This is a genomic window from Hamadaea tsunoensis DSM 44101 (genome assembly GCF_000428945.1).
In the GTDB taxonomy this organism is placed as follows: Bacteria; Actinomycetota; Actinomycetes; order Mycobacteriales; family Micromonosporaceae; genus Hamadaea; species Hamadaea tsunoensis.
The window spans coordinates 51,016-74,012 of record NZ_AUAX01000002.1 but is presented as its reverse complement, the minus strand read 5'-3'; the positions used below and the strand labels follow the sequence as shown (position 1 = coordinate 74,012).

The window sequence follows — 22,997 nt, the reverse complement described above, 5'->3', positions numbered from 1 at the left end:
CCGAGGGGCCGGACGGTCATCCGGTCGGCCGCGGATACGTCAACGGCCTGCCGCCAGTCTAGCCGCAGCTCGGAGTCCTCCCCTAGGCCATAGCGCCGAATCGATACGGAGATCCGCTCGCGACCGCGGGCACGAGGTCAGGCGTTCCAGGTCAGGTCGTCGATCATGGACCGGTCGGCCAGGAGGCTGCTCGCGAGGTCGTACAGACGGCGATCACGACGGCGGGCCGCTTGGCTGATGAGGATGAAGGCTTCGTCGACGGGCAGGTGGAGGAGTGCGGCGACCACGCCGGTGGCCCGCTCGACGACCACCCGGCGGCCCAGCCGCGCGCGCAGCTGCCGCGACCGGGCCCGGTCGGCATGGGGTTGATCTCCCAGCAGGGTCAGCACCGCCAGGTCCGCGAGTGCCTGGATCGTGTACGCGTCGTCGAGCCGCAGGGGCCGCGTGCTCCGGCCGCCGACGGCGGTGACGGCACCGATGGACTCATGTCGCAGCCGTAGCGGAAAGGCATGCGCGGTCAGGAGACCGGCGGCGACTGCCAGTGGTGCATAGCGTGGCCAGCGCTGGGCCGCCGTGCGCAGGTCGACGTTCACCACCGCCGCGCCCGTGCGAAAGCAGTCCTGGCCCGGGCCCTCGCCGAAGTCGATCTGAAGGTACTCCAGGGCGCCGCCGAGCCCCCGGACGGCGAGGGTCGTGTGCTGGGCGGCGATGAACCGCAGCCGCCGGCCGGGTCCGGCCAGGGTGATTCCGAGCGTCACCGGTCCGACGAGGGCCGTCATGTGGTCGGTCAGCATCTGGGCGAAGTCGGCGAGTTCGAAGTCGTCGACCAGGGTGTCGAGGGAGTCCAGCAGGACCTCGGCGAGTTGCCGGCTGGAGCCGGGGACCACAGCTGACATGTCGGACACTCCGGCTTGGTCGACACTGCGCCGACACCTGGTGTCGCCGGGGTCCAGGGCGACGGAGCTGAGAAGGTGCCTCAGCCTCTACCCGGAGCGAACAACGGGGAAACAGTCAAGGAAGACATTCACCGGATTCGCCGGACAACGCGTCCGAAAGTGCCGCGACGCGTGACTGGACGGTGCTCCGGGGAGCCGGTTCGGGGCTCGCGTTCAGTCCGGCCCCCGAGGCGGCGATCGGGTTGCCCGGCGCGGTCCTGCGTACCGGGTCGGTGGACTCGGACGCCGGGTCGGACGTCGCCGAGGCGCCGCCCTTCACGCTGTCGCGGGCACCGTACAGGAGGCCCAGCGTCCGGCTCACGCGATCGTGGACCGCCCGGCCCGGACTCGTCTTGTGCGCCACGGCATCCATGTCACCGCTGAGATGGGCAGGCGTACGCCGGAGGTCGTCGCTCACCTGATCGGGACAGGTATTCATCGAAGTGCCCCCGTCGACGGCCGGCCCGGTCACGAGCGGTCGGCTCCGGTACGCCCAGCCGACTTCTTGCTCTTCGACCGGCCGCCGAGATTCCGGGCCAGCCGCCCGGCGACCACACCCAGCAAGGCCGCGGCGGTGAGGAACATCGCCGGCCGGCGTCGCGCGTACGCCTTGACGTCTTCGACCACCTGGCCCGGATCACGATCGTCGATCCACCGGGCGGTATCGGCGATCCGGTCCGACGCCTGCCGGGCCAGGTGCGTCGCGGCGGGCCCGGTCCGGCCGCCGTCCTCGGCCATCTTGCCGACCTCGCCGCTGAGCGCGTACAGGCCGTGGACGAGGCGCTTCTGCTGCGCGACGACCTGCTCGCCGACCTGGGAGCGAGCCTCCTCGTAGAGAGTGCGGCCCTGGCGGCCGGTCTCGGTGGCCAGGTCGCCGCCGTGCTCCTGGACGCCGTGCTCGGCGCCCTCGTCCGCGGTGCCGTCGGGGTCCGGTCCCGTGGCGTCGGTCGTGGCCGGCGTCGGGGCACCCGTCGCGAACGGCGGCGTTTCCGTCGTCGGATCGACAGGCGTACGCCCGGTCGGGGTGCGCTCGGGGGGTAGGGGAGGGCCGGTCACGGGAGTGCCCGGCACGGTGGTGCCGGGCGTCGGGGAACCGGCGGGGTCGCCGGTGGAACGAGCGGAGATGTCCGCCATGTTGGGCCGTCCTGTCTGGAGGGTGGCGCGGAGGTCTGTCCTGAGTGGCGCGGACGGCGAGGACGCGCCGGCCGTCGAGAGTGGTGCCGCGCGGGCGCGTCGGCATCGGCGTCGGCATCGAGAGAAGCCCGGGTCGCCGAGGCGCTGTGACCGCGCGTACCGATCGGTCGTGGGGCGAGGAACCGGCCGCGGTGTTTCGCCGATCGGTGGCCGCGGGTCCGGGCGTCGGCCGTCGCTGCGGGCGACAGCAGGGCTTACAGAAGTCGTCATACCCGCCCGCGGGTCGACTAACCACATACAGCCGACATTTCCTCATCGGCGTACGCGTACCCCCGTCGGCCTGCTCCTCGATCGCGTCGGGGCCGTCGATGCGACGTTTTGCGTGCTGAGCGTGGGGTAATCGGCCGGTGTAACCCGAGGTGTCATCACCTCACGATCGCTCGGACCCCGCGATCTCTTTTTCCGGCGGCCGCTCCCGCTGGGTACGCCACACGAGATCGATGTAACGGATCCGAGGGATCAAGGGTGCTGCGATGAACTGGGTCAGCCAAGTACGCCAGCGGGCGCGGACGCGCTTGATCAACGCCCAGCAGGCCGGCCCGCTGCCGCCGCTGCCCCTCGACGACGCCGATGGTGCCGACACGGCCACGGGTTCGGTGCTCATGGTCGAATCCGCGCCGACCGTCGACGACCACATTCCCCGGGGCGTACGCCTCGCGGGCGCCTGGGCCTGGCGTCTGATCCTGATCGCCGTCGCCGCGTACCTGGTGCTGAAGGTCGTCGCGCTCCTGAGCGTGGTCATCGTTCCCGTGGCCGTCGCCCTGCTGCTGGCGGCATTGTTCGAACCGGCCGCGGTGGCCCTGCGCAGACGCGGGGTGAACCGGTCCTTCGCCGCCGGCATCGTGCTGGTGACCGGGCTGCTGGTGGTGGCCGGCGGCCTCGGCCTCATCGTCCGGACGTTCATCAGCCAGTTCGACACGCTGTCCGCCCAGGTGGGCCAGGCGATCACCCAGATACAGACGTGGCTCGCCCAGGGGCCGCTGCATCTGTCCCAGGCCCAGCTCAACGCGCAGGTCGACAAGATCCAGCAGGCGGTGACGAAGAACCAGGGCGCGCTCGCCTCGGGGGCGCTGAGCACCGCCGCCACCGTGACCGAGGTCGTCGCCGGATTCTTCGTCGTGCTCTTCACCCTGTTCTTCTTCCTGCGCGACGGCGGCCAGATCTGGCGTTTCCTCTGCCGCCTCCTACCCCGCGCCGCCCAGGTACCGGTCGCACGAGCCGGGCACTACTCGTGGGTCACACTCGGCTCCTACGTACGCGCCACCGTCCTCGTCGCCTTCGTCGACGCGGTCGGGATCGGGATCGGCCTCTTCGTGCTCCGCGTACCGCTGGCCCTGCCGCTGGCGGCCCTGGTCTTCCTCGGAGCGTTCATCCCCGTCGTCGGCGCCACCCTCTCCGGTGGCGTGGCCGTGCTCGTGGCCCTCGTCACGCAGGGACCCGTGACCGCACTGATCGTCCTGGGCGTCGTCATCGGCGTCCAGCAACTGGAGGGCCATGTCCTTCAGCCACTGATCATGGGTCGCGCCGTCGCCCTGCATCCGCTCGCGGTGATCCTCGCGATCGCCACGGGAGTCGTCACCGCCGGCATCATCGGCGGCCTGGTCGCCGTACCTCTGCTGGCGGTGGCCAATACGGCGGTGCGGTACCTCGCCGCCCATCCGTCCGGCGAGCCGACGGCCGACCGTCCACCACCGGGTACCGATCCCACGGACGACGACCAGGCCAAGGTCGAACCCGCCACACAGGACGCGCCGCCCGACACCGATCGTCCACCGGTCGTGGCGACCGCCGGACACACCGCATAGCGCGATTCCAGCTGGTGACTGGAGCTGCCTCCTGCTGTGCCGGCTCGTTCGGCGGCGGACCGCTACCGGGTTCGGAGCGCTCCCTCACCGGTCCGACGGCTGTGCGAAGTGGGCGGTCAGCAGGGCGAGTGAGCGGTCGATCGCGCGCCGGTTACGCCGAGGGAAGCCGAGCAGGATGATCGCCCACGGATGCCGGGCGGTCGTCCAGTCGAACGTCTCGGTGACCCGCGTACGCGATTCGTCCAGCGGTTCGAGCTGCCAGCGCCAGCGGTGGCCGTTGAAGTGGCGCCAGGCCAGCAGGCGGTTCTCCTCGTACTCGACGACGGTGTTGCGGATCCTGTAGCGGGCGCCGATGCGCATGTCCATGTCGAAGGAGGCCCCGAGTTCGAGGCGGCGGGCTCGGCGGGCGGCCCGCACCGTCCCCGAACCGTCGATGAGCGGGTGCTGCGCCGGGTCGGCGAGCAGTTCGAAGATGGCCGCCGCGGGGGCGTCCACCACTGTCGTCGCACTGATCCGGCGCATGCGGTCATCATCGCACCGCGCCGGGCCCAGGCGGCCGGACTTCGCGTGAGGACACAGTGGATGGTCGCGGAACTGGGCTCACAGGACGGCGTCGAGCGGCTGAAGCAGCGTATGCCGCTGGCGCAGCGCGACGGCGACCGCGTCCGTACGCCCACGGGCCTTGCCGTCGCGAGGCTCGGTGGCGATGTCCGCCGGGGGAGGGTTGACGTGACACGCCGGGCAGTCGCCATGGTCGTCGATCTCGGTGCCGCAGGTGACGTGCACGAAACGCAGCTGGTTGGGGCCGGCCAGGCGGGTGCCCCACGACAGCAGGGCGTGCAGCGCCGGCCAGAGGTCGCGGCCCAGCGGCGTCAGGTCGTAGAGGTGCCGCGCGGCGTGGTCGGGATCCTGCTCACGGACGAAGAGGCCGTTGTCGACCAGCGTCGCGAGGCGCTCGACGAGAACGGCCCGCGGGATGTCGAGATGGTCGCGGAAATGGTTGAAGCGCCGGACGCCGTAGAACGCGTCGCGGATGATCAGCAGCGTCCAGCGCTCGCCGATGAGCTCCAGCGCCCGGGCCAGCGTGCAGTTCTGCGCTTCGTACGTGCCTGCCATGGTTCCCCAGTCTAGCTCCGAGTTCGGAAAACAGACCCGAGCCATGGTAGCGTCACTCGGGTTCGGAAAACGAACCTCACTGAGCGGAGGGAACACGATGACCGAGCACAGGAACGAGTCCGGGCTGCCCATCGCCGTGGTGCTGTTCATGGCCGTGGCCGCCGCGCTGGGTACGTCGACCATCTACCTGTTGCAGCCCTCGGTCGCCGACGTCGCCGCATCCACTCACACGCGTGTCGCCCTGGTCGGCATCGCTTTCGCCGCCGGCCCGGTCGGCTACATGCTCGGCCTGCTGGCGCTGGTCCCGCTGGTCGACCGGTGGCCGCCGGCACGCGTACTCGCGGGCCAGTTCGCCGTGCTGGCACTCGCGCTGGCCGCCGCGGCCGCCGCCCGGCACGTGATCCCGCTGGCCGTCCTGACGGCCCTCATCGGCGCATGCTCGGTGGTGGGCGCCGGAATGAGCTCCATGGCGGGCCGGCTCGCCCCCGCACACCGGCGGGCGACGAGTCTCGGCATCGTCACGGCCGGCATCTCCGCCGGAATCCTGGCCGGCCGGATCGTCGGTGGCTGGCTGGCCGACCAACTGGGCTGGCGTACCATGCTCCTCGTCTTCGCCGCCGCCTGCGGCGTACTTGCCGCATGCTGCCTCGCCGTCCTTCCCACCGCGCACGGCCAGGTGACCGGCGGCTACCTCGCCGGCCTGCGTACGCTTCCCGGCCTGTTCGCCCGCTATCGCGCGCTCCGGCTGGCGGCCTTCCGTGGCGCCCTGTGGTTCTTCGGCTTCTGCGCCGTCTGGGCCGGCCTCGCGGTCGCCCTGTCCCAGCCGCCGTACTCCTATCCCGCAGAACGCATCGGCCTGTACGCCTTGGCCGGCCTGTCCGGCATCGCCGCCACCCAGATCGCCGGGGTCTGGACCGACCGGGTCGGTGCCCGGAAGGTCATCCTGGCCGGGCTGGCGCTGGCCGGCACCGCCGCATTGCTGAGCGGGTTCGTGCTCCACAACACGGTGGCCACCCTGGTATGCCTCGCGGTCTTCGACGCCGGACTCTTCGCGGCCCAGGTCGCCAACCAGAGCACGGTGCTGGCCCTCAACCCGGCCGCGCCCGCGCGACTCAACAGCGCCTACATGGTCGCCTACTTCGTCGGCGGTAGCCTCGGAACGATGTTCGGCGCCGCGGCCGTCGCGTGGTTCGGCTGGGCGGCGACCACCTCGATCACCGCCGCCGCCATCGTCGTGGCTGCCGTGGTCACGGTGACAATCCGCCCGACCCGTCCGGTCTCGCCCCGGCTGTCGGCGGTGGAAGGCGGCCGCAGTCTCCTGACAGAAGATGTCAGCTGACCGGCGATAGCGTCCGGGCATGACTGAACAGATCACCGTGGAACCGAGCGCCGACGGCCGGGCCGACTTCGACTTCTTCTTCGGCCGGTGGCACGGCGCGATCCGCAAACTCGCCGACGTCACCGACCGTAACTGCACCGAGTGGGTCGAGTTCGAGGCGACCTGCGACTGCGGCCCGATCCTGGCGGGACTGGGCAACTTCGAGACCGCGGTCATGCATCCCGGCGGGCAGACCGTGCAGGGGGCGACCTTGCGCCTGTTCACCCCGTCGACGCGTACGTGGCGTATCTGGTGGATGTCGTCACGGCTGCCGGGAGTCCTGGATGCGCCGGTCGAAGGCCGTTTCGAGGGCGATCGCGGGATCTTCGAGGGCCCGGACGAGTTCGACGGCACGCCCATCCTCGTACGCTACGAGTGGGATCGGCTCAGCGCCGACGAGGTCCGGTGGGCCCAACGGTTCTCCTGGGACGGCGGCGCCACCTGGGACGACCTCAACTGGGTCACCATGTGGACCAGGATCGTCTGATCCCGCAACCAGACCTGGTACGGGGAATCCCGTCGGCCATCCGAACCGTCAGGAGCTCCTGGTCCTGCAGTTCGACGAACTCGCCTGCGTTGGGCGGCGGGCCGACCCACTCGCCGCGGAGTGGTACTCCAGCCGCCACGATGTCGACCATCGTCGGCACGCCCGGGTGCACTACAGCGACATGGGCCCGCATGCGTCCCATGATCGCATCCAGGCCCGGATCTGCCGATCGCGGAAGGAAGGTGGCTCTACGGCTCTGGGGCGCTGAGATCGATGGACGGGCCGGGGTCGACCATTCCGCCGATCCTGGCGACGATGCTGGATCCCGTGCGTGTCGCGTCGGCGAAGATCGCTGACGGCCTCCGGAGCGTGTCGCCCTGGTGGATCTCGATTTGGCCGTCGCCGGAGGTGTCGAGCAGGTGGGCGGCAAGGCAGCCGGCACTGTTGGCGTTCGCGATGTCCTCGTTGACGCCGATCGCGGGGGCGAACATGCGGGCCGCTGCCGTCCTTGCGTCCGGTGACAGTGCGTAGGCGAAGCAGCCGAGATACCCGAGTCGGCGGCACTCGGTTGCCAGCCGCTCGAAGTCGGGCTGCAGGGACAGCAGCGTCAGGTTGTCCCGGACGGGGACGAGAAGTCGTGGCGTGCCGGGCGAGGCGACCCGTACGCCGGCGGCGATGTCCGCTCGTCGCAGGTCGAGGGCCGCGATGATGCCGCCGGTGGCGGCCTCGGCATGGTCGGCCAAGACGATGGCGCCTTGGTCGAACCAGACTTCGATGCCGTTGTGGCGGCGGATGGCGGTCGTGGCGAAGGTGCGGCCTGCAGTGCGCAGGCTGCCGTGCTGCTCGGCGGCGCCGCTGCGGTGCAGCAGGACGGCTTGCGCGGCGATGGTGCCATGGCCGCAGTTGGTGAGTTCCCCGGCGCTGGTGAAGAAGCGCACCATGGGTGCGTCGGCTGTGCGGGTGTCGATGAACGCGGTGTGGGAGGTGCCGGATCCTCGGGCGATGGCGTGACGGTCGTCGTCGGTGAGCGTGGCGTCGTCGATCACGATCGCGGTGGGGCTGCCGCCTTCCCCGTCGCGGGTGCAGGCGTTCACCACTGCCACCGGTGGGCCGGCCATCAGGCGGCCGCGACGTCGACGTTGCACGAGTCGTGCAGGGCGTCCATCGTGGCGAGTGTTACCTCCACGTCCGCCGTGGCCGGCGGTTCGGGCGCTGGGATGCGAGCCATGGCCATCCCTCCAGGCGGTTCGGATTCAGAAGCACATCAGAAGCACCGTAGCGGTTCGGTTTCCGAAGCGCCAGGGGCGGCACTTCCAGGGCTCAGTCCTTACCGTCCTTGCCCAGGGCGGAGGCCCACGCGTCGGACCAGCGGGCAAGCGGGCGCAATGCCTGGTAGACGCCGCGGCCCAGGTCGGTGAGCGTGTAGGCCGCGTCGGGCTGCTGAACAACCAGCTGGGCGTCAAGGAGTTCGGTCAGCCGTTGCCGAAGGACGCTGGACGACATGTTGTCGCAACGCTGCCGCAGGTCGCGGAACCCGACCGGCCCATGCTGCAGCTCCCAGACGACGCGCAGGTTCCAGCGGCGGCCGAAGAGGTCGAGGGCGGCCATGAGGGGCCGGCCGGTACTCGATCCGCGTACGGGCTGTCCTGGCCTGGGTACCGTCATCGCCTGTGCCACCCCTCTTGATGCTTCGATCTTCGATACAGTAGCGTCCGGTGAGATGATTCGATTTCCGAAGCGGCAGGGGTGGCGTTGTGAGGCGTCTACGCACTGCGCTGCCTGACCGGATGGGTACTGACCTGCCGATCGTGGTGGTCCAAGGGAATCGAACGAGTGCCGACTCTCGGCATTGGATCACCTCAACGGAGGTTGTCATGCACAAGCTGGTCGTCCTGTATCCCACACCCGTCGATCCCGACCACTTCCGCGACTACTACGTGACCAATCACCTCCCGCTGGTCACGCGCCTGCCCGGCCTGCTCGCGTGGCGCTACAGCTTCGACGTCACGGCGGCGCAGGGTCAGACGCCGTACTTCGCGGTCTTCGAAGCCGAGTTCGCTGACGCTGCGGCGATGACCGCGGCGAGGGCGTCTCCGCAGGGCCTGCAGGTGTCCGCCGATGTCGCCAACTACGCCACCGGCGGTGCGGTCGTCATCCACTATGCGGTGCAATAAGGCACCGGCTGATCCTGAACCCCGGCGGATGGCTCACGGGTACTGATCTCGTACGGCAGAGGCCGCCTTGAACTCGTCCAGGACCACTCGGACCGCAGGCGCGTGGTAGCCGTTGGCACGCATCGCAGCGAAGATGTTCCGGTTCACCGGGTTACGCAGTACGCGGACCGACACGCCGTCGGGTAGGTGCTCGGCGGCCAGGCGGGGCAGCAGCGTGACACCGGCACCGGCGCCGACCATGGCGAGAATGGCCGGATAGTCACTGAAGCTCGCCGTGATGTTCGGGACGAAACCGGCGACGCCGCAGGCCCGTTGGATCATCTCGTGGCAGGACGAGCCGGCGGTTGTGGTGATCCAGTCCAGTTCCGCGAGATCGAGGAGGTCGATCGGGCCGGCCGCGTGAGTCTGGGGAACTGCAACGAGCACAGGATCGGTGAGCAGCTGTTCGGCCACACAGTTCGGGGGAAGCGTACGCGGTAGCAGGTCATAGGAGTGAGCCACCGCGAGTTCGACAGTTCCACGGGTGAGCGCACGCAGGCTGTCACCGGGATCCAGCTCCGTCACCTGCAGACGCAAGCGCTCTCCGTGGTTCGCGCGTACCGAGGCCCACACCGTCGGCAGGAGTGCGACCGCTGCGGACGGGAAGATACCGACCCGGACGGTGCCGGTGATCTCGTCGCCGAGGGAGGCCAGGGCGGCTTCGGCCGTGGCCATCTGGTCCAGCATGATCTCGGCATGCGCGAGGAGGACGGCGCCCGCCTCGGTGAAATACAGCCGCCGGCCGTTGCGGGCGAGCAACTGTGCGCCCGCTTCCTTTTCGAGCGCGGCCAGTTGCTGGGAGATCGCCGGCCCGGTCAGGTGCAGCGCCTGGGCCGTCGCGGCGATCGTCTGATACCGCGACAAGGCGTGCAGGAGGCGAAGCCGCCGTAGGTCAAGCATAAGCAAATCCTACGATCTTGCGAAGTAACTGCAACTGGACCTTTCCTATCGCTCGATGGAGCATGGGGTCATGCCGATGATTACCGTTGACATGTGCGCCGGGCGTACCGACGAGCAGAAGAAGGCGCTCGTCCGCCAGTTGACCGATGTGTTCCTCGAGACCTGCGGTGGCGACCGATCCGGGGTGTGGATCGTCCTGCGGGACGTCACAACGGACAACTGGGCGATCGGAGGTCGCCTGCAGTCGGATACCGACCCCTCGTAGATACGGCCCGCAGCGTCGACACGAATCCCGGGCCCTTCTGATGATGCGTACCCTCTTCGCCTGGCATGCCCGAGATCGGGGCGAGCTTCTTAATGGTTAGTGTCGTTATGGTCGAATTGCCGGGCGTACGTTGGTACTATGTGTCGCCAAGGGCATTGCCGCCCAGTGGCAGGCAACCGCTCCTCCGGGCGTCCTGGACGGGCACGGCAACGGGGGCGAAGGGCATGGGGGACACCGAAGGCCACGGCAGCGAGGCGACGCGGCGGGAGCTCGCCGCCCTGCTGCGGCAGCAGCGGGAGCAGGCAGAGCTGTCCACCGACCAGCTCGCGGGCCGGCTGCGCATCACTGCCGCCGAGATCGCGGCCGTCGAAGGCGGCGACCAGCCGATCCCGGGCCGGCTCGTCTACGGCTGGCTCAACGCCTGCGGGCTGCTCGGTCCCGAGCGGCGCGCCATCATGGACCTCGCCGAATAGCCATTGACATGTGTTGACGCCTGATCGCGGGTGTGCGGCACTGATGCGAAGCCGATCGTTCGCGCCGACCGCCAAGGCCATCCTCCATGCCCAGGCCCGCGGGCACGTCCTTCCCGTCGAGCCGGCCGCCGATCGCCCGGCGCTGTGACGCGCCGGGCGATCGGGCGAGGCTCCGGTCAGAGCGCTGGGACGCTCACGATCTCACTGGTCGTACGCCGTCGGCCACGCATGAATCCGCGTACGCCGACAGACGGACGTCTGTGAATCGACGGCCGGGGCTTACCCTCGATGCCTGAGGCGCCGTTGCCGACCTCGCGGATCGGCGCATCGCGATGCGAGGCGGTGCTGGTGTCGCGGGCCGGACGTTGAAGGGAAGCCGATGGATCGAGTCACAATGACCGAGTTCCAGCAAGCCGATGGTGTCGGGGACTGGCGCGTCCTGGACACCGGCGCCAGTGCCTGGTTCGATGCGCCGTCGATGACCGCAGGTGCAGCACTCGTCCGCCGCATCGCCGGGCTGACGGCAACCACCGGTCTGCCGGACCTGGACCTGCGACCCGGCGGGGTACGCGTGCGGATCGCCCCGGTGGGGGATCTGACCCGAGCCGAGGTTGAGCTCGCGTGTTCGATCTCGGCGGCAGCCAACGACCTGGGTTTGGCTGCGAACCCGTCGGTACTCCAGACCGTGCGGCTCGTGATCGAGTCCGGGAACGAGCCGTCGCTCGTGTCGTTCTGGCAGACTGTGCTCGCTTACGAGCCCGTCGGTGCCAGCCGGATCGGGGATCCGTCGCGACGAGATCCCGTGTTCTCGTTCCACAAGAGCCGGCCCCGGCCGCTACGCGATCGGATCCATGTCGACGTGGTCCGCGCGTCGGACGCGGTGGAAGCAGTCAGGGCCGCGGTCGGACAGCAGCCGTTCGGCGCGTACGGGGTCGCGCTCGCCGACGACGACGGGAACGTGGTCGATCTGGTTCCCGGTGACATGCTGTCGGAAGGGCCGGAGACCGCCGACTGGCAAGTGCTGTTCGGCGCGATGGCGTTCTACGCCGCCGATTCGCCTGCCCGAGCGGGTGAACTCGCGTCGGCTGTCGCGGGCCTGGCCGACGACGCAGGCTTGCCGTTGATGGTGGACCTGCGGCCCGACGGTGTCACGATCGACAGCGGGAAGGACCAGTGGGAGGACGGGGAGGGGTCTGCCACCAGCCGGTTCGTGGACCTGGCCGGCCGGATCCAGACCGCAGCCCGAAACCTGGGGCTGTCTGCGGACGCAACGCGTCCGCGCTTCGTCCAGCTCGGAATGGACGCGGTCGACGTTCCCATGCTGCGAGCCTTCTGGACGTCCGTACTCGGCTACCAGCACGACGTTCGCGCATCCGTGACCGACATCTACGATCCACGGCGGCTCAATCCGGTCCTGTTCTTCCAGTCGATGGACGCGTCGGACACGGACCGGCGGCAGCATCGCAACCGTGTCCACCTCGAGCTCTTCGTCCCTGACGATCAGGCCCAAGCCCGCATCGATGCGGCTGTGGCAGCCGGGGGCCGGATCGTCAACGAGAATGCTCCGGAGTGCTGCACTCTCGTCGACCCGGAAGGCAACGAAGTGGACATTGTTTCCTTCCGCCGGGCGTAGACAGTTCACCGAACGCGATCAACGTGCGGCATTACCACAATGCGCGCGACGCGGTCGGCCTCTGACTGCCTGCACTCAGCCTGATGACCGGGCGTTGGCACGACAGCGTGGTACCGGCGCCGAGTCCTGCGGCTGGTCATCAGCTCAGCAGTGCTTGGGTCAGGGTTACGAGGCCGGATACGACGGGAGCCTTTGTCTGCGCGAGATGTTTTCGCCGGTCCCGGCCGCACTCGCAGCCAAGACCGTTGGCGCCTATTCGGTGGGCGGCGGTGAGTACCCCGGCCTTTCCGCTGACGACGAGACAGTTCGCCACGCCGACGCCGAGCAAGCCAGCTGCTCGCTCAGCAGTACGCGAAGCGTCGCATGCTGACAGGTCGAGTCCTTGCCGGGCCGCCACCGCTGCAATACGTCCGCTCATGCCATGTGCCTGCAGCGTTGCGAGGACAGCGGACTCGGAGAGATCGCTGATCACGGCGACGTCACGGCCGCTGGCCGTGCAGGCGGCAAGGAGCTGCTGCAGACCGGGTGCGGGGCAGGCCGTGAGGGCGGCATCCAGTTCGAGTGTCGAAATGACTACCTCCGCCTCGATGGCATGGTCAGGCTCACGCTCTGCCAGGAACGCCAATGTCTGATGCACGCCGAACCAGGCAAAGGTGATCGGCACCGGTCGGGGGCGGTAGTCCCGATTCGCCAGCAACGCGGCGACCGCCTGCTCCCGGCGGTCATGTCCCAGCGAGTCGCGGACATTGAACATCACACCGTCGAAGTCGAGGAGTACGCGGCGCGCGCGGTTGACGGCCCGGCCGACGTGAGGACGTACTCGCGGCTGCCCTGGATCGACATCAGCCATGACCACCCCGTCCGACCTTGGAACTGAATGAGTCGTTCCGTGGATCCTGCCAACCTGCAAGATCATGACAGGAGTCCGTGCCCGGCTTCAACAGGTTTCCCGTCAGCGGCGTCGGCCCGAGAGGAATGGAACTCCCTGGTGAGTCTGCCGACGATTGGGCATGATTCGGCTGGTGACCATCGTGTTTCCGCCCCGGCTGACTGCATCCGCGGAGGCGATCCGAGCGACTGCGGTGCAGCGGGGATTGGCGACCGTGCAGTTGTCGACGTTCGCTGTTCCAGCTGGTTTGACCGCTGAGCATTTGCACGCCGGACCTGGTTTCGCCGATGCTGTCGCCGGCAAGCTGGATATCGCGCTGCTGGAGGCGCCGGCGGACTGGTTGGCCCGGCTGCCGCGCGCGTTGGTCCGCCGCCGAGTCGAGGCGGTGCCGATCAGCCACGCGTGGCAGCTACGCTCGCCCGCTTTCATCAAGTCACCTAACGACAAGAACATCAAGGCGATGATCTACAGCGACGGGACCCGGCTGCCTGGCTCCGACGCCGTGGATGCTGACACCGTGGTGCTGGTCAGCGACCTGATCGATCTGTCCAGCGAACACCGGCTGTTCATCCTCGACGGGCAGATCCACGCGGCCAGCCAGTACGCCGAGGGCGGTCGCCTGCACATCGCCGAGGCGCCTGCCGATGCGCTCGCCTTCGGTGTCGAACTCTTGGCCGAGGTCGGCGCGAGCCTTCCCAGCGCGGTGGTCATCGACGTCGGCGATACCGAAGACGGGTGGGCGGTCATCGAACCGAATGCGGCCTGGGCCAGCGGTTGCTACCAAGCTGCCCCCGAACAGGTGCTCGATGTGGTGCTTCGTGCCGCCTTGCCAGCCGGCCGAGTCCTCGACCGGGACAGACCGTTCGTGCGTAACCACGTCGCCGTTCCGTGAGACCGACCAACCTGACCGTGCAGACTAGCGCTGGTCAGCATCTGCCCGGCGGCGCCGAAAGTGAAGCTACCGGTCGTCGTCGACGTTCTGCCCGGGGCGATCGATGGAGCGCCTCGTAGATCAGCCGGAACTGCACGACCGTTACCTGTACTACGGCTGAGAAGCAGATATTGCCAGGTTGGTAGGCAGCAGGTAGGGACCATCCCTCGGGCCGGGAATCCGCCTGGAACGATCAGAGTCATGACGACCTTCCGCCTGCTGCAGCAGACGAATCGCTCCTCGCGGTTCGCCCAGGTCACCGTCGAGGTCACGGCATCGAGCCGGTCCGAGGTGGAGGTGACCGCCGTCGTGGTGGAAGAACACCGGTGGGAGGCGGAACTGGGCGCTCGGCGTGCTCTGCGTGGACAACCCGTGGCGGCGAGGGTGATCGTGACCGGCGTGGTCACGGCCGGGGCCGACACCAGCGTGGGCGACGTCTACGAGGCCACTGCCCGCGCTGTGTGGCAGGCGCTGCGCGTCGAGCACCGGACGTCGTACGTGGACTTCAACGATTCGGCGATGGTCGCCTCGTGGCTGAAGGGGATGGTGGGCCGTCGGCTCGACGCCGTGACGGAGGCCCGGCACTGGTACGGGCGACGGCGCGAACCGGACGCCGAGAGCCTCTTGCACGCTTGGCTGTTCTTCGAGTACGCGATGCCGGTCGGTCTGCACGGCCATGGCGATCAACTCCTCCTTGCGGCGGAGGATCCGTACGGGTCCTATGACATGGGCGAGTCTGGAGAGGCCAGGGTCGGCCCGGCACAGCCTCCGGATGTGCTGTCCGGGTTTGTCGGCGCCCGGCTCACCGACGGCGCTGTGATCGTCGGCCACGACGGGGACGCGGTCGCCGCTGGTCTCGTGCTGCGGTTCGACAAGCGGGACCTCGTTGTCGGTGTGCTCGGCGACGAATGGGTTCTCGCCGTCGACTCGGTGCCGGCGGACGCCGCTCGCTCCTGGGCTGTGCGACCTTTTGTGCAGGGCGGCTGCTGGTAGCCGTTACGTCAAACATCTCCCCACAGATCAGACTGTGCACGTCGGTATTTTCTCCGCTTCACGGATTGGTTGATCTTCCCCGGTTTCGAAGACCGCGCTGAGGGGATGACGGGCTTTGCTCGGCGGCCGCGCCGATCGGGCACCATATGCGCATGAGCTTTGGTCTTGTCATGCTGGCTGCCGATCCTGGCGCGACCGACGCCGAGGTACGGGTCATGGCGGAGCACTGCGGCAGTCTTCATCATCGCGAGGGCGAGTTGGACGAGCGCATCGTCGGGTTCTACGAGAGCCTGCGCGCTCGCTACCCGGACTTCCCGCCTTACGGTCCTGATTCTCCGTGGATGGACATGCCACTGAATGTCGGGATCGACCACGTCGGCATGCATCTGACCTTCAGTGAACGCGGCGACGCTGCGTTGCAGCTGATCGACGAACTCGCCCGCCGGCACGGCCTCACCATCTACGACCCTCAGGGCGACGAGATCACGCGTCCCGCTGAGTTACGAGTGCAGATGGAGCCCGCGATCGTGGCGCTGATCGAGGAACTGCGGGCGCCAGAGCACTGACCAGCGGCCGACTCCGGCACGCCCAAAGGCGAACGGTTTCTCCGTCTCGCAACACGCTCGGCCACAGACCGCGCCGCCAACTCCGGCTGGGAATTCGGGACGGTCGTTACAAGAATGGCGACCTCGACGACCAGCTCTCCGCGACCATGCGTACTTCAGGAATCAGGCGAGCGACACCGTAAACAGACACGAAAGCCCAGCTCATCGAGCCGGGCTTTCGGCGAATCAAGAGTCGGCATCTTCTTGGCGGACCACGACGGAGCGGGCCGACGCGACCGCGCCGGCCTCGGCTGGCCACTGAGCGGAGCGGGTCAGTCTATATTGGACGACGACATCGAAGCGCGGCCGACGGTTGGCCACGTTGTCGCAGACCTCGACGGCGGCGGTTTCGTACGCGAATCCGTGAACCTGCCTCAGGAGCGGACCAGCCCGTGTGGATCCAGCACGAACTTCTTGGCCATGCCGTGGTCGAAGTCGGTATAGCCCTGCGGTGCCTCATCGAGTGAGATCACCGTCGCGTTCACGTTGCGGGCGATGTTGGTGCGTCCGCTCAGAATCGCCATCATCAGGCGCCGGTGGTAGCGCATGACCGGGCATTGGCCGGTGGTGAACGAGTGGGACTTCGCCCAGCCCAGACCGAGCCGGATCGAGAGCGATCCGACCTTGGCCTCCTCGGTCGTGGCACCCGGGTCGCCGGTGACGTAGAGCCCGGGTACGCCCAGCGCGCCGCCCGCCCGGGTGGCTTCCATCAGCGAGTTCAGCACGGTCGCCGGTGCTTCGATGCCCGCGTCGGCGCCGTGTCCGTGTGCCTCGAAGCCCACGCAGTCGACGCCGCAATCGACCTCCGGTGTGCCGAGGATTTGCGCGAGTTGGTCCTTCGGTTCGCCATCGCTGACGTCCAGCGTTTCGCAGCCGAAGCTGCGGGCCTGTTCAAGGCGGTCCTTGTTGACGTCGCCGACGATGACGGTCGACGCGCCGAGCAGGAACGCCGACGTGGCGGCGGCCAGGCCGACCGGACCGGCGCCGGCGATGTACACGGTCGATCCCGTGGTGACGCCGGCGGTGACGCAGCCGTGGTAGCCGGTCGGGAAGATGTCCGAGAGCATTGTCAGGTCGCGGATGCGAGCCATCGCTTCGTCCTTTTCGGGGAAGCGGAGCACGTTCCAGTCCGCGTACGGGATCATGACGTATTCGGCTTGGCCGCCGCGCCAGCCACCCATGTCGACGTAGCCGTAGGCGCCGCCGGGTTGCGAGTTCACGTTGAGGCAGATGCCGGTCTTGCCTTCCTTGCAGTTGCGGCATCGTCCGCATGCGACGTTGAACGGAACCGAGACCAGGTCGCCCACGTTAACGTACTCGACGTCACGGCCCTTCTCGATCACCTCGCCGGTGATCTCATGGCCGAGGACGAGACCGACCGGCGCCGTGGTTCGGCCGCGCACCATGTGCTGATCGCTGCCGCAGATGTTGGTGGAGACCACCTTCAGGATCACACCGTGCGGGCACTGGCGGTCGGCGTTCAGAGCCGGAACCCCGGGACCCGGCTTGAGCGCGAGCTCCGGATAGTCCACCGATTCGACGCTGACCTGGCCGGGCCCCTGGTAGACGACTGCCTTGTTTCCTGCCATGTTGATCATGTCCTCCGTGCGCTCAGAAGGCGCTGGCTGCGGCTTCGGCCACTGTCTGGTCCTGCTTGCCGTCGCCTCCGCTGACGCCGACCGCACCGACGACCTCGCCGTCGGACCGCAGTGGAACGCCGCCAGCGAAGATCATGATGCGACCGCCGTTGGAGGCGTGGATGCCGAAGAACTGGTTGCCTGGCTGTGAGTTGGCGCCCAGCGCCTCCGTCTCGATGTCGAACGATCGCGCCGTGAACGCCTTGTTGATCGAGATGTCGACGCTGCCGATCCAGGCGCCGTCCATGCGTTCGTGCGCGATCAGGTTGCCACCGGAATCGACGACCGCGATGTTCATCGGTTGCCCGAGTTCGCGGGCGCGCTCCTCGCCGGCGGCGATCACCCGTCGTGCGTCCTCAAGCGTCGCTGTCTTCATCTGCTTCATGATTCCCCCGTACGCAGCGCGGGCAGCCCCACGGCACACCAGCGCGAAACGCCGGCTCAAAGTCCGTGACCGCAAGACATGCGCATGCAGAGATGCTTGGAAGAGCCCGAAGGCTCGGAAGAGCTCGAAATAGGCTACTCGAACGCCCTCAAGGGGGCATTCCCATAGCTATGGCCGGCCCGCACGCGTCAGCGCACACGCGCCGGCCATGCTTCAGCTGTCAGGTCACATGGCGGCCCGCTGCTTGCTCATCTGGGCAATCTGTTCCAGGGTGGGCATGATCCCGATCTGCTGCAGAGTGCCCGCGAGGTCGTAGTTGACCCACTCTTCGACGATGTGGTCGCCCTGCCACTTGTCCATGATCATGCCGGTCATCACGTAGCTCTTGCCGGTGCCCGGGATGCCCTGGAACTCCCCGCGGGCTGTGCCGCCCATCGTCCACCGGGCGGCGGTCAGGTCGCCCTCCGCCAGCACCTCCTGGATGTCCATGTGCAGGTCCGGGTTGGCGGTTCTGAGCTCGCGTACCTGCTGCTTCATCCCCGTAATGCCGTCGATGTGGAAGCTCGGGTCGTGGAAGGAGCAGTTCTGGGCGAACACCTCGTCGCAGATATCCACGTTGCCCTTGTTCCACAGTTCGTCGGATACGCGGCGGATCATGTTCTTACGGTCTTCTGATGTCATGGCGTGCCCCCCGTAGTCATGCAAGATCGGTCGCGAATGATCGTCATCGGCTGTCTCGGCATTCCACCGGATCCGCGCTGGGCCGACTGCCGCCTCATGCGGACCGGCTGCGACCGCTACGTCCAGCTCACGCGCGTTGACGCCGGTCGTCAAGCGCTTTCGGACTTTCGGCTTCGCGCGTATCTCCTACGAGAGATTGATCGTGCAACCATCGTGCGCACCGGAGGGGGCTTCCGGATGCCGCCGAGCGAGGCGTGGGCCCGCAGTATCTGCCCGGGATGAGAGGCGCGCCGTACCCGTGGTCCATATTGGACCGCGTGGCGGCTGATCAGATCTGCTTCACGAGGCGCTTCCGTCGGCCGGCGTCCTTCGCGGCGTCGCGGACGCATCGGCCAGCTGGTTGAGCAGGCCGGCGGAGAGTGCGAGCAGCTGCTGCTCGGTCTCGGTGAGCGTACCCAGTGCGGCACTGAGCCAGCCGACGCGCTCGGCGAGGTCCTGGGCAAGCACCTGAGTCCCGGCAACGGTGATGGACAGGATCGAGGCGCGCCGGTCCGCCTCCGAGCGTTCCCGGGCGATCAGCCCGTCGGCTTCCAGCTCGTTGAAGGTCCGGGTCAGCGCCTGGGGCTGCTGATGCTCCGCCAGCGCCACCGCGCTCGGGGTGCACGGGCCGTTCCGGCGCAGATGCCCCAACACGATGATCTTGTTGGTTGTCAGGGACCCGGCCGGACGCTCGTGGCGCAACCGGGAGCCCAGTCGCAGCATGCCGTCCAGAAGCGCTCGGGCGGCGTCGTCGGTGTCCATGGAGAAATACTAAACGATCTCGTAGTATGGGGCGAGCTGAAAACGGCGCTTACAAGATATGTGGAACCATTCAGGGACCAATGTGTTAAGCAAAGTCTACTATCAGGTCGCTGTGATGGCAGCCGTGCTGGCCTCCTTCTGCACGGCTGTCGAGATCGCGCGGCACGCCGCGGGCTACCCGGCAGCGGTGCTCGGCGTACCAGGGGTCGTCTTCGCTTTCGTGCTTGCGCGTCGCCGTGTCGGTGCGTGGTGGCCCGAGGAGCTCATCTCCGCGGCGACGTTCACGGTTCTCGCCGGCGCCACTGTGTGGATCGGCTCCCAGCTGACGGCGTACGCGATGATCGGCGGGGCGGCGTTCGTGGTGCTGATGTCCGGCGCGGTCTGGGCGCGGCGGTTCGGGCCGAGGGTGACGCGGCTCGGTGCGTTGATCCCGCCGGCGCTGATCGCGGCCCTGATCTCCGGCCAGGCCGGCGCCGCAAGCGTGTCGTGGTGGCCGATCTGCGGCTGGTACGCGCTCACCGGCTTCAGCGCGTTCGTCTGGATCCGTGCGGCGCGGTGGCTGCAGGGCAGGCTGTCCGGCGTCCCTGAACCCGGTCCCGTTCCCGCTCCGGCCGCGCGCCCGCAGCGCAAGGGTGGTGGGCTGTCGATCCACACGCGGGCGGCGTCGCAGATGGCCGTCGCCCTCACGGTCGCGCTCGTGCTCGGGCATCTGCTGTTCGGCTCGCACTGGCCCTGGGCGGTGATCAGCGCGATGGTCGTCAACCTCGGTACGCTCGGCCGCGGTGACGTGGTCCTCAAAGGCATCGAGCGCGGCCTGGGGGCCATGGCCGGCACCGTGATCGGCGCCGTCATCGCGACAGCGGCCGACCCGCACGGCACCGCGAGCATCATCGCGATCTTCGTCGCCCTGGCGACCGCCTCGGCGCTGCGCCCGTACGGCTACGCCTTCTACGCCTGCGGTATCACCACCGTCCTGTCCTTGCTCTACGGGTACTTCGGCGAACCGGCCCAGCACCTCCTGACCATCCGTCTGGAAGCGCTCGCCCTGGGCGCGGCGACAGCCGTGGCGGTGGGCTGGTTCGTGATGCCGGTGCGCAGGAACGACGCGCTACGGGTCCGGCTTCTCGCGGTCCTCGGCACGCTCACCGCGTTCTTCGCGGCGCGCCGCGACCGGGATTCGACCGCCGGCGCGCTGGCCGCGTTCGATGCAGCGTGTGAAACCCTCGCCGCCACCACGCGGCCGCACCGGCTCCACCGGGCGGTGGCGCAACGGATCCACGTCACGTCCGACGTACCATCCGAGGACGCCGGTGAGGTGCTGCTGTCGGCGCGCGCCGCCGTCCATGCCACAGCCGCCACCGAGTTCAGCCCCGACGAGCGCGCGAGCGCCAAGGCGATCGGGCTGCTGCGCAAAGCCCTCGCGGCGCCCGGCGAACCGGTACCCGCACTGCCCGCCGCCGCCGCGAGCGGCCCGCTCGCCGACCTCGACGCCGCGCTGGCCCGCTTGGCCGTGAAGATCGAGAATCACTAGCGCGACCTGCGTCAGGCCGTGCCTCACTCGCGCGCCATCGCCCCCTTCCATTCACCTGTACGCGTAGCGGCGCAGACGATGTCCAAGGACATCCCGGTTGTCGCGTCAGAGGAGCGGGCAGGCGGCGCGGCGACGGTTTGATCGCCTTGAGAGGGCGCGGGCGCAGGCTAGGGCGCACGGCGACGTTAAGGTGGTGGCATGCTTGATCGTCCGACGCTGCATTCGATGGTCACCGGCGCCCGTTCCGGCGTGCTGCTGTTCGGCATCACGCCGCCGCGGCGTACGGCCACCGTCGCGCAGATCAAGGAGATCGCCGACATCACGCTGGCCCGGCTCGCCGGACTCGGCCTCGACGGCCTGACGCTGTACGACATCGACGACGAGAGCGACCGCAACGCCGAGGAACGGCCGTTCCCGTACCTGCCCACGATCGATCCGGCCGAGTTCCTGACCGAGTACCTGCAGGCGTGGGACGGCCCGGCGATCGTGTACCGCTGCGTGGGCAAGTACACCGAGTCGGAGATGCGCGACTGGATGGAAGCCACCGATGCCGGGCGTGTCATGGGCGTCTTCGTCGGTCCGTCGTCGGGCCAGAAGACCGTGCTGACCGAGCTTCCCCGGGCGCAGGCACTGCGTACCGAGATCCGTCCGGAGCTCACGCTGGGGGGCGTGGCCATCACCGAGCGGTACGCCAGGGGGCGCGACGAGCACTTGCGGATGCTGGCCAAGCAGGAACGCGGCTGCGCGTTCTTCATCTCCCAGGTGGTGTACGACGTCGATGCGACCAAGAGCATGCTGTCGGACTACTTCTACGCCTGCGCCGAGCGGGGGACCGAACCCCGGCCGGTGATCCTGACGCTGTCGGTCTGCGGTTCGCTCAAGACGCTGTCGTTCCTGCACTGGCTGGGAGTGGGCGTACCGCGGTGGCTGGAGAACACGCTGCGGCATGCCGAGGACCCGCTGGCCGAGTCGTACGCCCAGTGCCTGGCCAGCGCCCGCGAACTGAGCGCCTTCTGCCGCCGGTTGGGCCTGCCGTTCGGGTTCAACGTGGAGAGCGTGTCGATCCGCAGAGCGGAAATCGAAGCGGCCGTCGCCCTCGCGGCCGAACTGCGTACGCTCCTGGACGCGTAATGGCCGCGGACCTGGAAGGGCTGCTGTTGCGGCCCCGGGACGGCGTACGCGAGCGGGTGGCTTGACCTCCTGCGTTGCGGCCTCCAGGTCTGCTCAACGTGCGTGTTGGAGATCGCTCGCTGTGCCTGCGCGGTAGCGGTTCAATCCCTCGGTAGCGCGCCGCGCGCGGTCGTTGCTGCACTTGTAGGCCCAGACGACGACCTCGTCCACGCCTTCGGCCTCCCAGGCGCTCAGCGCCGCGGCGATGGTATCGGGTTCGCAGGCGACGCCGGGCGCGTCGGCCTCCGCGTCATCCGGCCTCAACATCATGCCGACCGTCAACCGCAACGTCGCAGGGTCGCGGTCCGCTGCGGTCAGGGCCTCCATCAGACGTTCGCGTACGCCGAAGAAGCGATCTCCCGGCAAACCGTGCCAGGCGGTGTTGTACGCGTCCGCGTACCGGGCGGTGAGTGCGAGCATCTTCGGGCCGTGCGTACCGAGCATGATCGGCGGAGGCGGCAACGTCGGCGCCGGGAGGAGCGGCGCGTCCACGGTGGTGTGATAGCGGCCGGAGAACGTGGACCGTCCCTCGCGCAGCATCGCCGTGATGATGGCGAACGCCTCGTCGAACCGGCTGAAGCGGTGGTCGAACGGGTAGCCGAAGGCGGCGTACTCCGGCTCGTGCCAGCCCGCGCCGAGGCCGAGCAGGAGCCGGCCGCCGGACATCTCGTGGACGGTGTGGGCCATTTTGGCCAGCAGGCCCGGAGGTCGGAACCCGGCGCAGGTGACGATCGTGCCGAGGGTCGCGCGGCCGGTGGTGGCCGCCAGCGCCGCCAGAAGTGTCCACGACTCCCAGGTCGCCTGCGGCTCCTCGCCGGGGCTCTGCATGAGGAGATGGTCGAAGACCCACAACGAGTCGAATCCGCCGTCTTCCAGTTCCCGTGCCGCGGCGACGATCTCGCGGCCCGTGGCCGGTACGCCCTCGTCCCGGTCGTCGCCCATCGGCAGTACGTATCCCACGCGCATGGTCGCCAA

Annotated in this window: 26 protein-coding genes; 12 read left to right on the top strand and 14 right to left on the bottom strand. The window is 68.6% G+C overall.

From position 1 onward, the window contains the following. Positions 1-137: 137 nt before the first annotated feature. The 3 genes from G401_RS0102975 to G401_RS52275 all read right to left on the bottom strand — a co-directional run bounded on the left by G401_RS0102975 (position 138) and on the right by G401_RS52275 (position 2,069). Positions 138-896 carry an ANTAR domain-containing protein gene (locus tag G401_RS0102975; RefSeq protein ID WP_027341331.1) on the bottom strand — a complete coding sequence of 253 codons (759 nt, stop codon included), beginning with the start codon at positions 894-896 and terminating at the stop codon, positions 138-140. A 115-nt stretch (positions 897-1,011) separates the two neighbouring features. Next, a complete protein-coding gene (locus tag G401_RS52280) occupies positions 1,012-1,353 on the bottom strand; it encodes a hypothetical protein (protein ID WP_027341330.1) in 342 nt (113 codons plus the stop codon). A gap of 50 nt (positions 1,354-1,403) precedes the next feature. Then, on the bottom strand, positions 1,404-2,069 hold the full coding sequence (locus G401_RS52275) for an RAD23 family protein (RefSeq protein ID WP_051366059.1): 666 nt from the start codon (positions 2,067-2,069) through the stop codon (positions 1,404-1,406). A 533-nt stretch (positions 2,070-2,602) separates the two neighbouring features. Here G401_RS52275 and G401_RS43070 point away from each other — a divergent pair. Next, positions 2,603-3,934, top strand: a complete 1,332-nt coding sequence (locus tag G401_RS43070) for an AI-2E family transporter (RefSeq protein ID WP_084556756.1) — start codon at positions 2,603-2,605, stop codon at positions 3,932-3,934. Between the two features lie 84 nt (positions 3,935-4,018). Here G401_RS43070 and G401_RS43065 read toward each other — a convergent pair whose 3' ends face one another. Both G401_RS43065 and G401_RS0102950 read right to left on the bottom strand, forming a co-directional pair. Then, on the bottom strand, positions 4,019-4,456 hold the full coding sequence (locus G401_RS43065) for an SRPBCC family protein (RefSeq protein WP_034590620.1): 438 nt from the start codon (positions 4,454-4,456) through the stop codon (positions 4,019-4,021). Positions 4,457-4,534: 78 nt separating this feature from the next. Then, the gene (locus G401_RS0102950) at positions 4,535-5,050 is read right to left on the bottom strand and encodes a winged helix-turn-helix transcriptional regulator (protein ID WP_027341329.1); all 516 of its coding nucleotides are present in this window, start codon (positions 5,048-5,050) and stop codon (positions 4,535-4,537) included. 97 nt (positions 5,051-5,147) lie between these two features. Between G401_RS0102950 and G401_RS43060 the strand changes: the two genes are divergently transcribed. Then, on the top strand, positions 5,148-6,389 hold the full coding sequence (locus G401_RS43060) for an MFS transporter (protein ID WP_051366058.1): 1,242 nt from the start codon (positions 5,148-5,150) through the stop codon (positions 6,387-6,389). Positions 6,390-6,408: 19 nt separating this feature from the next. Next, positions 6,409-6,915 (top strand): hypothetical protein, encoded by a 507-nt coding sequence (locus G401_RS0102940; RefSeq protein ID WP_027341328.1) that lies wholly within the window; start codon positions 6,409-6,411, stop codon positions 6,913-6,915. Positions 6,916-7,163: 248 nt separating this feature from the next. Here the strand turns inward: G401_RS0102940 and G401_RS0102935 are convergent, their stop codons facing one another. Then, positions 7,164-8,009, bottom strand: a complete 846-nt coding sequence (locus G401_RS0102935) for a PhzF family phenazine biosynthesis protein (protein ID WP_245601590.1) — start codon at positions 8,007-8,009, stop codon at positions 7,164-7,166. A 226-nt stretch (positions 8,010-8,235) separates the two neighbouring features. Beyond that, entirely contained in the window at positions 8,236-8,580 is a 345-nt protein-coding gene (locus G401_RS0102925) for a winged helix-turn-helix transcriptional regulator (protein WP_027341326.1), read from the bottom strand. A 209-nt stretch (positions 8,581-8,789) separates the two neighbouring features. Here G401_RS0102925 and G401_RS0102920 point away from each other — a divergent pair, with 209 nt between their 5' ends. Beyond that, positions 8,790-9,089 carry an EthD family reductase gene (locus G401_RS0102920; protein WP_027341325.1) on the top strand — a complete coding sequence of 100 codons (300 nt, stop codon included), beginning with the start codon at positions 8,790-8,792 and terminating at the stop codon, positions 9,087-9,089. 33 nt (positions 9,090-9,122) lie between these two features. On the opposite strand, the gene G401_RS0102915 is transcribed toward G401_RS0102920, so the two are convergent. Then, positions 9,123-10,028, bottom strand: coding sequence for a LysR family transcriptional regulator (locus G401_RS0102915; protein ID WP_027341324.1), 906 nt, complete (start codon positions 10,026-10,028; stop codon positions 9,123-9,125). A gap of 76 nt (positions 10,029-10,104) precedes the next feature. On the opposite strand from G401_RS0102915, the gene G401_RS0102910 reads away from it, so the two are divergent. The 3 genes from G401_RS0102910 to G401_RS43055 all read left to right on the top strand — a co-directional run bounded on the left by G401_RS0102910 (position 10,105) and on the right by G401_RS43055 (position 12,399). Beyond that, a complete protein-coding gene (locus tag G401_RS0102910) occupies positions 10,105-10,293 on the top strand; it encodes a tautomerase family protein (protein WP_211240658.1) in 189 nt (62 codons plus the stop codon). A 224-nt stretch (positions 10,294-10,517) separates the two neighbouring features. After that, entirely contained in the window at positions 10,518-10,766 is a 249-nt protein-coding gene (locus tag G401_RS56600; protein WP_027341322.1) for a helix-turn-helix domain-containing protein, read from the top strand. Positions 10,767-11,160: 394 nt separating this feature from the next. Continuing rightward, complete coding sequence (locus tag G401_RS43055; RefSeq protein ID WP_034590617.1) at positions 11,161-12,399, top strand: VOC family protein; 1,239 nt, start codon at positions 11,161-11,163, stop codon at positions 12,397-12,399. Between the two features lie 139 nt (positions 12,400-12,538). On the opposite strand, the gene G401_RS55555 is transcribed toward G401_RS43055, so the two are convergent. After that, entirely contained in the window at positions 12,539-13,249 is a 711-nt protein-coding gene (locus G401_RS55555) for an HAD family hydrolase (RefSeq protein WP_157545245.1), read from the bottom strand. A gap of 172 nt (positions 13,250-13,421) precedes the next feature. Here G401_RS55555 and G401_RS0102885 point away from each other — a divergent pair, with 172 nt between their 5' ends. The 3 genes from G401_RS0102885 (at position 13,422) to G401_RS0102875 (ending at position 15,778) form a co-directional block, all read left to right on the top strand. Then, positions 13,422-14,180, top strand: a complete 759-nt coding sequence (locus tag G401_RS0102885; RefSeq protein WP_027341320.1) for an ATP-grasp domain-containing protein — start codon at positions 13,422-13,424, stop codon at positions 14,178-14,180. Positions 14,181-14,420: 240 nt separating this feature from the next. Beyond that, complete coding sequence (locus G401_RS57465; RefSeq protein WP_245601589.1) at positions 14,421-15,212, top strand: hypothetical protein; 792 nt, start codon at positions 14,421-14,423, stop codon at positions 15,210-15,212. Positions 15,213-15,364: 152 nt separating this feature from the next. Continuing rightward, complete coding sequence (locus G401_RS0102875; protein ID WP_034590711.1) at positions 15,365-15,778, top strand: hypothetical protein; 414 nt, start codon at positions 15,365-15,367, stop codon at positions 15,776-15,778. 413 nt (positions 15,779-16,191) lie between these two features. Here the strand turns inward: G401_RS0102875 and fdhA are convergent, their stop codons facing one another. The 4 genes from fdhA to G401_RS0102855 all read right to left on the bottom strand — a co-directional run bounded on the left by fdhA (position 16,192) and on the right by G401_RS0102855 (position 19,321). Further along, on the bottom strand, positions 16,192-17,406 hold the full coding sequence (fdhA, locus tag G401_RS0102870; protein WP_027341318.1) for a formaldehyde dehydrogenase, glutathione-independent: 1,215 nt from the start codon (positions 17,404-17,406) through the stop codon (positions 16,192-16,194). 22 nt (positions 17,407-17,428) lie between these two features. Beyond that, on the bottom strand, positions 17,429-17,839 hold the full coding sequence (locus G401_RS0102865; protein WP_027341317.1) for a GlcG/HbpS family heme-binding protein: 411 nt from the start codon (positions 17,837-17,839) through the stop codon (positions 17,429-17,431). 225 nt (positions 17,840-18,064) lie between these two features. Beyond that, entirely contained in the window at positions 18,065-18,496 is a 432-nt protein-coding gene (locus tag G401_RS43045; RefSeq protein ID WP_211240657.1) for an ester cyclase, read from the bottom strand. A gap of 363 nt (positions 18,497-18,859) precedes the next feature. After that, positions 18,860-19,321 (bottom strand): MarR family winged helix-turn-helix transcriptional regulator, encoded by a 462-nt coding sequence (locus G401_RS0102855; RefSeq protein WP_027341316.1) that lies wholly within the window; start codon positions 19,319-19,321, stop codon positions 18,860-18,862. 115 nt (positions 19,322-19,436) lie between these two features. On the opposite strand from G401_RS0102855, the gene G401_RS0102850 reads away from it, so the two are divergent. Together G401_RS0102850 and G401_RS0102845 are read left to right on the top strand one after the other, a co-directional pair. Continuing rightward, positions 19,437-20,852 (top strand): FUSC family protein, encoded by a 1,416-nt coding sequence (locus G401_RS0102850; RefSeq protein ID WP_169734133.1) that lies wholly within the window; start codon positions 19,437-19,439, stop codon positions 20,850-20,852. Between the two features lie 198 nt (positions 20,853-21,050). After that, positions 21,051-21,983 (top strand): 5,10-methylenetetrahydrofolate reductase, encoded by a 933-nt coding sequence (locus G401_RS0102845; protein ID WP_027341314.1) that lies wholly within the window; start codon positions 21,051-21,053, stop codon positions 21,981-21,983. A gap of 93 nt (positions 21,984-22,076) precedes the next feature. Here the strand turns inward: G401_RS0102845 and G401_RS52265 are convergent, their stop codons facing one another. Then, entirely contained in the window at positions 22,077-22,988 is a 912-nt protein-coding gene (locus tag G401_RS52265) for an LLM class flavin-dependent oxidoreductase (protein ID WP_051366056.1), read from the bottom strand. Positions 22,989-22,997: the final 9 nt, after the last annotated feature.